We start from the raw sequence: 13,231 nt of genomic DNA on the forward strand, positions 1-13,231 counted from the left end.
AAGCACGTAAGTGAAAGGTAATAAAGATTATGCGCACGCATTATTGTGGACAAGTTACAGAATCCTTAATTGAACAAACGGTTACAGTGGCCGGTTGGATTCATCGTCGTCGAGATCACGGCGGAGTTATTTTTATTGACCTACGTGATCGAGAAGGACTTGTGCAAATTGTGGTTAATCCGGATACCGTTGATACCTTTGCAAAAGCAGAGCGTTTGCGCTCAGAGTGCGTCTTAAAAATTACTGGTTTAGTCATTGCTCGCAGCGCAGGCACGGTTAACCCCAATATGACCACCGGTCAAATTGAAATTGTGGCCACCGATCTTGAAATTTTAAGCATGGCTGAGCCGATTCCATTTCAGTTGGACGAAAAAAACGTCAGCGAAGAAGTCCGTTTAAAATACCGTTATTTGGATTTACGTCGTCAAGAGATGCAAGACATTATGATGTTGCGCTACAAAGTAACGCGCGCCATGCGACGTTATTTAGACGATAAAAACTTTATGGACATTGAAACACCCATATTAACCAAATCAACCCCCGAAGGCGCGCGCGACTATTTGGTGCCCAGTCGTACCCATCAAAACAAGTTTTTTGCGTTGCCGCAATCGCCGCAACTGTTTAAGCAGTTGTTGATGATGTCAGGCTTTGACCGTTACTATCAAATTACCCGCTGTTTCCGTGACGAAGATTTGCGCGCCGATCGTCAACCCGAATTTACGCAGTTGGATATTGAAACCTCGTTTATGGAAGAAGACGCGGTAATGGACTTAATGGAAGGGCTGTTTAAAACCTTGTTTAGAGAGTGTATTGGGGTTGATTTTGATTACCCATTTGAGCGCATGCCGTATTCAGAAGCCATACAAAAATACGGTATTGACCGTCCCGATTTGCGTTTTGATATGCAGTTGGTGGATGTAGCCGATTTATTACAAGATATTGATTTTAAAGTGTTTGCCGCACCCGCTAAAGACCCTAAAGGTCGGGTTGCAGCGTTGCGCGTGCCCGGTGCGGGCGCAATGTCGCGCAAAGAGATTGACGATTACACCAAGTTTGTGGGCATTTACGGTGCTAAGGGCTTGGCCTATATTAAGGTCAATGATTTGGCGGCCGGCATTGACGGTTTGCAGTCGCCGATTGTTAAGTTTTTTCCAGATCAAGTCATTGAAATTATGCAACGTGTTGGCGCGGTCGATGGCGATATTGTGTTTTTTGGTGCCGACAAAGCCAAAGTGGTCAACGAAGCTTTAGGGGCGTTGCGCGTTAAAATTGGCGAAGATTTAAAATTACACAATGGTCCATGGCGTCCATTGTGGGTAGTGGACTTTCCTATGTTTGAAGCCGATGACAAAACCGCCCGTGTGGCTGCGGTGCACCATCCGTTTACCCAGCCTAAAGCGACCACTGAAGAGATTTTAAACCACCCTGAGCCGTCACAACTGTTGTCAAAAGCGTACGACTTGGTGCTAAACGGTATTGAATTGGGCGGCGGTTCGGTGCGTATTCACGATACCCACATGCAAGCGGCTATTTTTAAAATATTGGGTATTTCTGACGAAGACGCGCAAGAGAAATTTGGCTTTTTATTGGACGCTTTAAAATACGGTTGCCCACCGCACGCTGGGATGGCATTTGGTCTAGATCGTTTAATTATGTTGATGGCTGGTCGTGAATCGATTCGCGACGTTATTGCGTTTCCAAAAACACAATCGGCGGCGTGTTTATTAACCGAGGCACCAGGCCTGGTTGATAATGCTCAGTTGCTTGAGTTGGGTTTAAAGTTTAGAAAGCCAGCTGTTGAGAGCGTGCAAGGTTAAAAACATGGTAAAGACAGTGCAGCAAGTCTATGAAATACCTATGCAATTAGAGGCACGTATTCAAAGTTTGGCGACCATGGCGACACCCCAGCCGTTGTTGACGGTCACTGAGAAAACCGTTTTAAAAGATAAGATTAAAGCGTTGCTTAAACAGCGTAATGCCCAAATAGTGGCGCATTATTATGTGGATGCGCAACTGCAAGCCTTAGCTGAAGAAACCGGTGGTGTAGTGGCCGATTCATTAGAGATGGCCAATTTTGGTGCGCAGTCTTCAGCTGACACGCTGGTGGTGTGCGGGGTGCGTTTTATGGGTGAAACCGCCAAAATGCTCAGCCCACAAAAAACCGTGTTAATGCCCGATTTACAGGCTAATTGTTCGCTTGATTTAGGCTGTCCGGCCAAAGAGTTTGGTGAGTTTTGTGCGCAATATCCCGACCACACGGTTGTGGTGTATGCCAACACCAGTGCTGAGGTTAAGGCGATTGCTGATTGGGTGGTTACTTCTGGTAATGCCTTGCAAATTGTCAAGCATTTGGCTGAGCAAGGTCAAAAAATTATTTGGGCACCCGATCGCCATTTAGGACGATGGATTGAGCAAGAAACCGGCATAGAGATGATTCGCTGGCAAGGTCACTGCATTGTGCACGAGGAGTTTAAAGCTTACGAGCTTGAGCTGCTTAAGGCGCAACACCCTACCGCAAAGGTATTGGTACACCCCGAATCGCCAGCCGATGTGGTGGCGCTGGCGGATGTGGTGGGTTCGACCAAAGTCTTGTTAAATGCGGTAACCAATCTTCCCGATGACACCTTTATTGTGGCCACCGACTACGGTATTTTTTACAAAATGCAGCAAGCCGCTCCGCATAAAAAGTTGTTGGTCGCACCGACGGGAAGCCAAAGCAATGCCTGCCACAGTTGCGCACATTGTCCGTGGATGGCCATGAACAGCCTGGTTAATTTAGCCAGTTGTTTAGAACAGCAAACCGGTGAAATTTTAATCGAAGAGTCGGTTCGGCTTAAAGCGTTGCAGTCGGTTAATAAAATGCTCGAATTTTCTCGTCAAACGGGTTTAATCAAAGCCAATTGATTTGGTTTTAATACAAACTGACCAGGCCTGGTCAGTTTAAATGGAGTGTTTTTGGCCAATTTAAAACGCATACTCGGCATTGACCCGGGTTCTCGTAAAACCGGTTTTGGCTTAATTGAATCGGGTCGTTACCATGCCAGCTATTTGGTCAGTGGGGTAATCCGAGTTGAGAAATATTCAGGTGCTGATCGACTTAAATACATTTTTGAATCTATGTGTCAAATCTTAGAGCAATATCAACCCGATGTTATGGCGGTTGAAAAAGTCTTTGTCTATAAAAATCCGCAATCGGCCATCACCTTGGGTCAAGCACGCGGAGTCATTTTGTGCGCTGCAGCACTGCGCAATATCCCTATAATGGAATACACGCCAACCCAAATAAAAAGTACCATTGTGGGTAAAGGCCACGCCAATAAATCTCAGGTGCAATATATGGTGCAAACCATTCTTAAACTGACAGATACACCGCAAGAAGACGCCGCCGACGCATTAGCGTGCGCGTTATGCCACGACCGCTATATGTCGCTGGGGATTGATCCGCAGTTGATATCAAAAGGCACTAAATTTTAAGGAACACAGCATGATTGGTTTTTTACGCGGCACCCTGGTGCACAAACAACCGCCTTTATTGGTGTTGGATGTGCACGGTGTGGGTTATGAAATAGAAGCGCCCATGTCAACATTTTATACCTTAGAGCAGCATTCAGACGACGTCACCATCCTAACCCACATGCATGTTCGTGAAGACGCTATGTTGTTGTATGGTTTTGCTACGGAAGCCGAGCGGATTTTGTTTAAAACTCTGTTAAAGGTTAATGGCGTGGGGGCGAAGATGGCGTTGGCCATTTTATCGTCCTTGTCTGTAAATGAGTTTTGCTCGTACGTGGACAGCGGAGATATTACCGCCTTAACCCGCGTGCCTGGTGTGGGCAAAAAAACGGCCGAACGTTTGCAAATCGAGATGCGCGATCGGTTAAAAGTCATTGTTGGCTCAGGTCAGCTTAAGTATGAGCCGGTAGCTACTAAGCTCAATGTAAAAGGCGATTTGTTTGCCGCTATGCCGGTGTTTGGCAGCCAAACTCAGCAACTCGCTTGCGATGCCTTGATGACATTGGGCTATCGCGCGGCCGAAGCACAAAAAATGGTCGACAGTGTGTTTGACGAAACGCTCACGCTTGAGGCCATTATTAAACGCGCCTTGCAAGGGGTTAAGCTTTAAATGATAGAAACCGATCGTATTATTGGCAATCAACAAACCGCAGACGACATGTACGTCGCTCCATCAGTGCGCCCCAAACAAATTACTGAGTACATTGGCCAAACGGCCGTGCGTGAGCAATTGCAGTTGTCGATGGACGCAGCACGCATGCGCAATGAGCAACTGGATCATGTGCTGTTATACGGTCCACCAGGCCTGGGAAAAACCACGTTAGCCAATATTATTGCCCAAGAAATGGGGGTGACATTACGACAAACATCGGGTCCAGTGATTGAAAAACCGGGCGATTTGGCCGCGATATTAACGCGTCTAGAACCGTTTGATGTGTTGTTTGTCGATGAGATTCACCGATTAAGCCCCATTGTTGAAGAGATTTTATATCCTGCTATGGAAGATTTTCAGATTGACATTGTGATTGGCGAAGGCCCCGCCGCGCAAAGTGTCAAAATTGATCTACCGCCGTTTACCTTGGTGGGTGCGACCACGCGTGCCGGTCTATTAACCTCACCGTTACGGGATCGCTTTGGTTTGGTACAACGGTTGGAGTTTTACAGTGACGAAGAGCTTACCCAAATTATTGCGCGGTCGGCCAATATTTTGGGTATTGCATGTGAACCTATGGGAGCGGCCGAAGTGGCCAAACGTTCGCGCGGCACTCCACGGATTGCAAACCGTCTACTGCGTCGGGTACGTGACTATGCGCAAGTGCGTGGACAAGGTGTTATTACCGCTAATATGGCTGACTTAGCCCTAAATTTATTAGAGGTTGACCCCATGGGCTTAGATAAAATGGACAGGCGATTTTTAGAAACCTTAATTCAAAAATTTGATGGAGGGCCTGTTGGTATTGACAGCATGGCTACGGCATTAGGTGAAGAACGTGGCACCATTGAAGATGTAATTGAGCCTTTTTTAGTGCAACAAGGTTTTTTAATACGAACTCCGCGCGGCCGAATGGCGACTCGGCATGCGTATCAACACTTAGGTGAGGAGTTGCCCGCCTCAATGAAGTAACTTATTTATGTACTGCACCCTCAGAAAAGCCAATAAATAGTTTTTATAGGCTATGGCAAACGGTCATTTATTTCAGGATAATAGCAGATTTAAATCAACTACAATAATTAAGACATTTGTTTGCGCGAACTGCTTTATCGCAACGCAGAATAAAGCAAATGTTTCTCATGGTAAACGTGCCAAAGGCTAGGAATAAAATAATGAACGATAGCAATTTAATAGAACTTATATTACACGCCAGCCCAGTGGTTCAGGCGGTTATATTGATTTTGCTCTTCATGTCCGTGGCCGTTTGGTCTGTGGCGTTTGCAAAATCCAATCAACTGCGTAAAGCCCGTCGTGATGCAGAAATTTTTGAAAAGAATTTTTGGGACACGCAAGAGCTTACCAATTTGTATCACCATGTCGAAGCGGTTCGCTACCAAAGTCAAGGTATGGCGATTATCTTTGCAGAAGGCTTTAAAGAATTTGTACGATTAAAAAATCAAGGCGTGCAAGATGTTTCCGATTTAATGGCCGGCACACAACGTGCCATGAAAGTAGCTTTTTCTAAAGAAGCCGAGGCGTTAGAAGAACGTCTTTCAATGTTAGCAACCATTGCTTCATCGGCACCTTATATTGGGCTTTTTGGAACTGTTTGGGGGGTTATGCACGCCTTTCAGGGTTTAAGCGATGCACAAAACTCAACGTTAGCCGCCGTTGCCCCCGGAATTTCAGAGGCTCTAGTGGCCACCGCCATTGGTTTGTTTGCCGCCATTCCTGCGGTCATTGCCTATAATCGCATGACCACTAAAACAGAAAACTTATTAACGCGTTATGAAAATTTTGCAGAAGGATTTTTGAGTATTTTGCAACGACAAGCGCACACACTAGAACAAAAGAAAGATTAAATCTAATTGGGTTCACTAAACGCACAGAAGATTTAACCAGCCATATCTTTTATTAACTGTGCAGACACGCTAGATAAAAAGATTTGATAACACACATTGAGAAAAAATATGCAAAATGGATTTAGCGGATCAAGGCACAAAAAGCGCCTAGTAGCCGAGATTAACGTAGTACCTTATGTTGACGTCACTTTGATTCTTTTAATTATTTTTATGGTGACATCCCCTGTTGTGCAGCAAGCGGTATCGGTTGCTTTACCTAAGACACCACAAGTAATAGAAAAACAAGGTGCTTCAAAAAAAGAGCAAACCACACCTTTTGTCATTACAGTTAACAAAGATGGCATGTACAATACATCTGAACAACCTGATATTACTCTTAGTAACAAAGAGTTAGATGGTCTAGTGGCTGAAGTTATTGCGCGCGGTCAACTGGATAAATCACAACCTATTTACATTCAAGGCGATCGTGATGCGCCTTATGGAAAAGTAGTGCATTTATTTGTGACATTAAAGTCAAATGGGGTTGAAAATGTATCTTTAATGACTCAGCCCGATGAGGAAACGCCTTAATGTTGGATTTTATTCGCAAGCATCCGTGGTCAGTTACTCTGGCAGGCGTATTGCATATTGTTCTTGCGGTGTTAATTACACATCAATGGCGGGATAAAACGCAGGTATTTGAAATGTCAGGTGGCCAGCCACCAATGGCACAAATTAACCCTAATGTCCCCGTGATGGAGCAGCTTGAAACATCAACTGTCGATTCGGCGTTGGTGTATGAGCAGTTTGAAAAACTTAAATTACAGCAAGAGTCTCGATTGGCTGAACAAGCACGTGCAGACGCGCAAGCCATTCAGGCAGTTGAAGATCAAAAACAAGCGGAACAGGCCAAATTACAAGCGGCGCAACTTGCATCAAAAGCAGAAGAAGCTTTAAAGCAAGCAGAAGCAGAACGTAAAAAGGCAGAGGACATTAAACAACAAGTCATGCTTGAAAAGCAGCAAGCCGAAGCCGTTCAAAAACAAGCTGAAATAGATAAAAAGCAAGCAGAGCTAGAAAAAGCAGAAGTGGCTAAAAAGCAAGCCGAGTTAGAAAAACAAAAAAATGAGGCTCAAAAGAAAATAGCCGAAGCAGAAAAGCAGAAAGTTGATGCTGAAAAACAAGCTCTAAAAGCGGAACAGGATGCTGAAAAGAAAAAAACTGAATTGGCTAAGCAAAAGCTAGAGGCCGAAAAGAAACAAGCTGAACTTGAAAAGCAAAAACTTGATGCCGAAAAACAAAAAGCTGAATTAGAAAAGAAAAAGTTAGAAGAGCAAAAGTTAGCTGAAAAAGAAGCACAAAAGCAAAAAGCAGAAGCCGAACAGAAAAAAGTGGAATTGGCTCAGCAAAAAGCAGAAGCTGAAAAGAAAAAAGCACAAGAAATAGCGGCGCAAAAAGCTAAGCAGCAAAAAGAAGCTGCGGCTTCAGCTTTACAAAGTCAGTTAGCAGAAGAGGCGGCTGAACAAAAAGCCGCTGAGCGCCGAAAGCAAATGGCAGCAATGAAAGACAGTTACATCTCGTCCATCAGTGCTAAAGTAAAGGACAACTGGCGTACACCCAGTCAAATTGACCCAAGTGCCAAATGCCAGCTTAAGATTACGCAATCACCCAGTGGGTACATTACCAGTGTAAAAGTTTTAAACTGTAATGCGGCGGCCACTAAACAGTTTCAAGAAGCCGCTGAAAAAGCGGTATATCGATCCGAACCTTTACCCGCTGCGCCGTCTGCAGATGTATTTGAGCGTGAAATAACTTTTGAATTTAAACCTTAAAAATGAGTCAAATGATGTCGTTAAAACGTATTAAAAATTTTTTTGTAAAACCTGCCAAGATTACCTTGGCCTGTTTGTTTCTTGCGGCCGTTAATGTAAGCACGTCCGTGCATGCAGGTTTGACAATCGAAATCAGTGACAGTTTTGAAAATGCGCTGCCTATTGCCATTGTACCTTTTGGATACGATACACCGCAGGGCCCAACGGGATTGAAGGTGCCAATCCCGGTTGACTTAGCCGAGGTGATTCGCAGTGATTTGCGACGTAGCGGGCGTTTTAAACCCCTTGAGGCTTCACGTATGCCTGCCCAACCTACTGAAGTTGAGCAGTTAGTATTTGAACAATGGCGTGGTTTGGATATTGATAATTTGTTAATGGGTAAAGTAGTCGATCAAGGGAATGGTTTTTATCAGATTGATATTCGTTTGATGGACGTTTTGCGAAAAAATCAGTTGATTGGTAAGCGCTGGACGCAAATTCCACAAGCTAATCTTCGTCAGGTCGCGCATCAAATTAGCGATTTAATTTATAAAGAGCTTACCGGTGTTCGCGGTGCTTTTAATACTCAAATTGCTTATGTAATGCTTCGAAAAAACAATGGCAAGCGTTTGTTTACCCTTGAAATTGCAGATGCCGATGGCTTTAACCCTCAGGCTATTTTAAAGTCTAATCAGCCTATAATGTCGCCTACTTGGTCGCCTGACGGAAAAAAATTAGCCTATGTGAGTTTTGAAAAAGGGCGCTCTATGATTGTTGTGCAGAGTTTAGATGGCTCGAGCCGTAAAATTGTCGCGCAATACAAAGGCATTAACGGTGCACCGGCTTGGTCGCCAGATGGTCAAAAAATGGCGCTAACTTTGTCAAAAGATGGCAGTGCTGATATCTATATTTTGGATTTAAACACACAAAATCTTCGTAGAGTAACCAATCATGGTGCGATTGAAACCGAATCGGTTTGGGCTCCTGATGGACGTTCACTGTATTTTAATTCGGATAGACGTGGTCAGCCGCAAATTTTCCAGGTGTTTTTAGACAGCGGTGAAGTAAATAGAGTTTCGTATGAAGGGCGTTATAATTCAAACCCTGATGTATCGCCCGATGGTCGCTATGTGGCGATGGTACATGGTAATGGTGGGTTTAATATTGCATTACTTGATACGGTAAATAACAGATTTAATATTTTAACCGATACATTTTTAGATGAATCACCCAGCTTTGCACCTAATGCAGAAATGATTTTGTATGCGGCAAATAAAGGCGGAAAAGGAATTTTAGCAGTGGTTTCAATTGATGGAAAAGCGTCACAAACCTTAAAAGTCAATGACGGTGAAGTACGTGAACCTGCTTGGGGACCATTTTTAAATTAAAGTTTTTTTTATTTAATTTTATTTAATAAATGAGACATTTGTACGTGTGAAGTGTGCAAGAAAATTGGGTTAAATTTACCAAGTTTTTCAATAAATTTAAGGTGGATTTAAACTATTTTTATTTGTGTATTCACTCATGCAAAGCTCTCAACTAGTGCTTAATAGGCGCAACTAACAGGAAATATACAATGACAAAGTTAAAATTAGTTTTTTCAGCCGCACTTTTATTAGGTTTGGTTGCGTGTAGCAGTACTCCAGATACATTAGAGGGTGAGGGTGGCGCTGGTGTTGATACGGCGCCTGGTTTAAATGGTATTGAAGTGATGCCTGCAGGCGGAACACGTATAGGCGGTGAAACATTGTCTGATGCTGAGTTGGATAAAATGAATATGTCTAATGTTGATGATGAGTTCTTTGGCAAGCTTGGCCCCGTTATTTACTTTGGGTTAGATCAGTTTACTTTAAGTGATGACAGCACCGCGATTGTTAAGCATTACTCACAAATTTTAAGCGCTAATCCGGCTCAAAAAGTAACTCTTAAAGGGCATACTGACGAACGTGGTTCGCCTGAGTACAATATTGCGTTAGGAGAGCGTCGTGGCAAGGCCGTTGCTCAGGCAATGATGCTGTTTGGCGTGAGCGAAAGCCGTATTGAAGTGGTTAGCTATGGTGAAGAGCAGCCAGCGGTAGCACAAAGTAATGAAGAGGCCTGGGCAAAAAACCGCCGTGTCGAAATTTACATTCGTTAAATAGCAACTTTTGCACATGTGGGGCTTGATAAAAATAAGTGTAATTACATCCTAAACGTAACGCGTTTTGTGGATTTAAGCTAGAAATGCAGCTTGTGCGTAATGCTTAAATTGGGTGAATATTAACCATTTTTATTCGTGCGCTCACTCGTGCAAAGGTCTATTTTAGTAAAATATAAGGATTTAATAAGTGAATGCATTACTACGTTATGCTTTAGTGAGTGCCATTGGATCAACTTTGATCATGCCTTTAAGCGCGTTGCAAGCTTCTGAAGCTAATTTAGAACAGCGCATTATGCGCTTAGAACAAATGGCCAGCAATCCTGTTATGCTCCAGTTAACCCAGCGCATAAACGAACAGCAAGCTGAAATACAGCGGTTACAAGACCGTGTAGATCATTTGGTTCGTGATCAACAACTATCACAAGAAACGGCTAACAAACGCTATCAGGAAACTGATGAGCGACTAAATGTTTTGGAAACTAATCCTGCGCGTGCGCCGGGTTCGGCTGAGGCGGGTTCTGAAGCTTCTGGTTTAACCGACGAAGCACCATCTAAAAGTAACGTTGTGGTGACTCGTGAATCAACTGAAGCTGAAAAGCAGGTTTATCAAAAAGCATTTGCTCTTATGAAAGCGGCTAAATATAAAGAGTCTATCACTGCCTTTGAAGCGTTTATTGCAGCTTCTGGCGACAGTGATTTAGCTGGTAATGCCGCTTACTGGGCGGGTGAGGGGTATTTCATTTTACAGAAATATCCTGAAGCGTTAGCCGCATTTAAAAAAGTGATTCAAAGCTATCCTGCATCTCCTAAATTTGATGACTCGCAACTTAGGGCGGGGGATACTTTAGACAATCTAAAAAAACCTGCAGAAGCTAAAGCGATGTATCAAGGTTTGGTGACAACTTCTCCAGACAGTAAAGCTGGACAAAATGCCGCTAAGCGTTTAGAAAAGTTGCGCTAAATGCAAGAAAGTGTTCATAGTGTTTTGACTCGCCAAGTCGAAAAAAATGCAAAAGCCATTATATTGTTGTCGGGTGGGTTAGATTCTGCCACTGTATTGGCGATAGCTGTTTCTCAGGGTTTTGAATGCCATACGATTAGTTTTGATTACGGTCAGCGCCACTTGGTTGAGTTGCATTTTGCTCGCGATTTGTCCAAGCAGCTTGGCGCCAAAACTCATCGTGTAGTGTCGGTAGACATGAATCCTATTGGAGGCTCTGCCCTAACAGATTGGTCTATTGATGTACCTGTGTCGGGGGTAGACACTAACGCCATTCCTGTAACGTATGTGCCGGCACGAAATACCGTGTTTTTGTCTTATGCTTTAGCTTTAGCAGAGGTTTTGGGGGCAGATGATATTTTTATTGGTGTCAATTCGGTCGATTATTCTGGTTACCCAGATTGTCGTCCTGAATACATTGCAGCATTTGAAAAAATGGCTAATCTGGCTACCAAGGTTGGGGTTGAGGGTCATAAGCTTTGCATTAAAACACCCTTAATGACGCTAAGTAAGGCACAAATTATTAAATTAGGTCAGTCATTAGGGGTCAATTACGCCCTCACCGTATCGTGTTATCAAGCGGATGAGCATGGTTTAGCGTGTGGTGTGTGCGATTCATGTCGCTTAAGAAAGCAGGGCTTTGTGGATGCAAATGTGCCCGATCCCACGCAATATAAGGCTTAAAGAACACCTAATACTTAAAATAATTGAGTTTTTTGGTAAAAAGGTTGCGCCAAAGATTAAGACTTGTATAATACGCTCCATTCCAGAGGGGGTCGTTAGCTCAGCCGGTAGAGCAGTTGGCTTTTAACCAATTGGTCGTGCGTTCGAATCGCACACGACCCACCATTTACTTTGTTGTTTTATTTTGGAATACCTATCGGGGTCGTTAGCTCAGCCGGTAGAGCAGTTGGCTTTTAACCAATTGGTCGTGCGTTCGAATCGCACACGACCCACCATATTTTAACCCCGTTCTTAACATTAAGAACGGGGTTTTTTTATGCTTAAAATTTATGATGCATTTTGACGCTAAGCGTATTTTTGTGTGATTCTTTAACCATATGTACCAGGCCTGGTCATGTGTAAAATGACTTTTTTAGTATTTTAAATTACGGCATGTTTTTGAGCAATGTCCTTAAGCGTGCTTACAGCTAAATTAGCCTGCTGAGCACGCTCTAGCGCACGTTTTAAGCGCATAGGCGCTGAACGTCCCATGCATTGATGCTTGGGGTCTCCTTTAATAGCTTCTTGCAAGCCATCAAGTAAACGATCTCTAAGCGATGTGCTATTAACAACGCCGTCTGTAAGCCAGTTTTGAATGTCTAACACATCGTTGGCAATCGCTTCCATTAGCTTGGCGTGGTGTATTGCCAACTCTTCTACATTGCCCCCGACTTCTAATCCGGCTACATTAGTGGTGATGATGTATAAGTTTTTACGCACGAGCTCAAACAGTAATTCTTCAGGTGTGTCTAAAATTAAACAAGGCAAGTCAATTTGCGACAGTGCGTTAAACACCAGTTTAGCGTGTGGGCCAAATACAGGTGAGGGCAGCACCACTTTGCTGTCATTACCTTTTTTCTTTTCAAACCATACCGAGATTACAGTAGGTTGAATGATGGCTATACTTTGCCAATCGCGCGGTAAAAGCTCGTTTTGCAATAAAATTAATTTATCTTGCCACTCTGAAGGTATATTTTTAAGAACTTGGGTTATGTCCGATTCACCTACGGCGACTAATACAGCGGTTGGGCTGGGTATGTCTTTCGCCAAAGATTGTGGGTTTATATCACGTGTTAGAGTTTGTACTGGGTACCCTAAACGTAAAAATCCGCGTGCAAATACACTGCCAAGTTCGCCAAGGCCAATAATAATTATGGGTTGTTTCATGAATGTTTCTCGTTTGTGATGAATAATTAACAGTGCAAGCTTGCACCAAAATGAATTTTTGGCGTGAACACGGGTATTTTCGAGTAATATAAGCGCACCGTATTTATAAATAGGATAGTAACAATGAATGAGCAAAAAGCAAAATTTACCTGGCATTATTATGTTATGGCGGTAGGCGCACTTATGGCGATGTTGGCCGCTACGGTAGGCTCGGTAGGGGGTATTGTTTCGGGTTTGGCATTTGCCATTGTGAGTCACCCAAAACTGCCGTTTCAAGGTATTGGGCGTTTTGTGTTTTTAATACTGTTTTTAATTTTATACGTCTTTGCCTTTCCCGACCCCGCCGTGATTCGCGATATGATGGCGGATAAAGCGTTATCTTAA

General features: G+C 43.5%; 14 protein-coding genes and 2 tRNA genes. 15 read left to right on the forward strand and 1 reads right to left on the reverse strand.

What is annotated here, in order from left to right; all coding sequences use genetic code 11:
• Window positions 1-29: 29 nt before the first annotated feature.
• The 14 genes from aspS to EP181_RS05530 all read left to right on the forward strand — a co-directional run bounded on the left by aspS (window position 30) and on the right by EP181_RS05530 (window position 11,916).
• The gene (aspS, locus tag EP181_RS05465; RefSeq protein ID WP_197723404.1) at window positions 30-1,817 is read left to right on the forward strand and encodes an aspartate--tRNA ligase; all 1,788 of its coding nucleotides are present in this window, start codon (window positions 30-32) and stop codon (window positions 1,815-1,817) included.
• Window positions 1,818-1,821: 4 nt separating this feature from the next.
• Complete coding sequence (gene nadA, locus EP181_RS05470; RefSeq protein WP_127470760.1) at window positions 1,822-2,904, forward strand: quinolinate synthase NadA; 1,083 nt, start codon at window positions 1,822-1,824, stop codon at window positions 2,902-2,904.
• A gap of 51 nt (window positions 2,905-2,955) precedes the next feature.
• The gene (gene ruvC, locus EP181_RS05475; RefSeq protein ID WP_127470761.1) at window positions 2,956-3,474 is read left to right on the forward strand and encodes a crossover junction endodeoxyribonuclease RuvC; all 519 of its coding nucleotides are present in this window, start codon (window positions 2,956-2,958) and stop codon (window positions 3,472-3,474) included.
• Between the two features lie 10 nt (window positions 3,475-3,484).
• Window positions 3,485-4,123 carry a Holliday junction branch migration protein RuvA gene (gene ruvA / locus EP181_RS05480; protein WP_127470762.1) on the forward strand — a complete coding sequence of 213 codons (639 nt, stop codon included), beginning with the start codon at window positions 3,485-3,487 and terminating at the stop codon, window positions 4,121-4,123.
• Entirely contained in the window at window positions 4,124-5,137 is a 1,014-nt protein-coding gene (ruvB, locus tag EP181_RS05485; protein WP_127470763.1) for a Holliday junction branch migration DNA helicase RuvB, read from the forward strand.
• A 200-nt stretch (window positions 5,138-5,337) separates the two neighbouring features.
• On the forward strand, window positions 5,338-6,027 hold the full coding sequence (gene tolQ, locus EP181_RS05490) for a protein TolQ (RefSeq protein ID WP_127470764.1): 690 nt from the start codon (window positions 5,338-5,340) through the stop codon (window positions 6,025-6,027).
• Between the two features lie 108 nt (window positions 6,028-6,135).
• Window positions 6,136-6,597 (forward strand): ExbD/TolR family protein, encoded by a 462-nt coding sequence (locus tag EP181_RS05495; protein WP_127470765.1) that lies wholly within the window; start codon window positions 6,136-6,138, stop codon window positions 6,595-6,597.
• Window positions 6,597-7,838, forward strand: a complete 1,242-nt coding sequence (gene tolA, locus EP181_RS05500; protein ID WP_127470766.1) for a cell envelope integrity protein TolA — start codon at window positions 6,597-6,599, stop codon at window positions 7,836-7,838. The genes EP181_RS05495 and tolA overlap by 1 nt, the downstream gene beginning before the upstream one ends.
• An 11-nt stretch (window positions 7,839-7,849) precedes the next feature.
• A complete protein-coding gene (gene tolB / locus EP181_RS05505) occupies window positions 7,850-9,205 on the forward strand; it encodes a Tol-Pal system beta propeller repeat protein TolB (protein WP_338064747.1) in 1,356 nt (451 codons plus the stop codon).
• A gap of 188 nt (window positions 9,206-9,393) precedes the next feature.
• Window positions 9,394-9,954 carry a peptidoglycan-associated lipoprotein Pal gene (gene pal / locus EP181_RS05510; RefSeq protein WP_127470767.1) on the forward strand — a complete coding sequence of 187 codons (561 nt, stop codon included), beginning with the start codon at window positions 9,394-9,396 and terminating at the stop codon, window positions 9,952-9,954.
• 190 nt (window positions 9,955-10,144) lie between these two features.
• Entirely contained in the window at window positions 10,145-10,918 is a 774-nt protein-coding gene (locus EP181_RS05515) for a tetratricopeptide repeat protein (RefSeq protein WP_127470768.1), read from the forward strand.
• Window positions 10,919-11,641, forward strand: coding sequence for a 7-cyano-7-deazaguanine synthase QueC (queC, locus tag EP181_RS05520; protein ID WP_127470769.1), 723 nt, complete (start codon window positions 10,919-10,921; stop codon window positions 11,639-11,641). It abuts the gene before it with no gap.
• Between the two features lie 89 nt (window positions 11,642-11,730).
• A tRNA-Lys gene (locus EP181_RS05525) sits at window positions 11,731-11,806 on the forward strand.
• A gap of 34 nt (window positions 11,807-11,840) precedes the next feature.
• Window positions 11,841-11,916, forward strand: a tRNA-Lys gene (locus EP181_RS05530).
• Between the two features lie 145 nt (window positions 11,917-12,061).
• Here the strand turns inward: EP181_RS05530 and EP181_RS05535 are convergent.
• Complete coding sequence (locus EP181_RS05535; RefSeq protein WP_127470770.1) at window positions 12,062-12,847, reverse strand: hypothetical protein; 786 nt, start codon at window positions 12,845-12,847, stop codon at window positions 12,062-12,064.
• Window positions 12,848-12,970: 123 nt separating this feature from the next.
• Here EP181_RS05535 and EP181_RS05540 point away from each other — a divergent pair, with 123 nt between their 5' ends.
• Window positions 12,971-13,231 carry a hypothetical protein gene (locus EP181_RS05540; protein ID WP_127470771.1) on the forward strand — a complete coding sequence of 87 codons (261 nt, stop codon included), beginning with the start codon at window positions 12,971-12,973 and terminating at the stop codon, window positions 13,229-13,231.

Origin of the sequence: Thiomicrorhabdus aquaedulcis (assembly GCF_004001325.1) — a bacterium.
Lineage (GTDB): Bacteria > Pseudomonadota > Gammaproteobacteria > Thiomicrospirales > Thiomicrospiraceae > Thiomicrorhabdus > Thiomicrorhabdus aquaedulcis.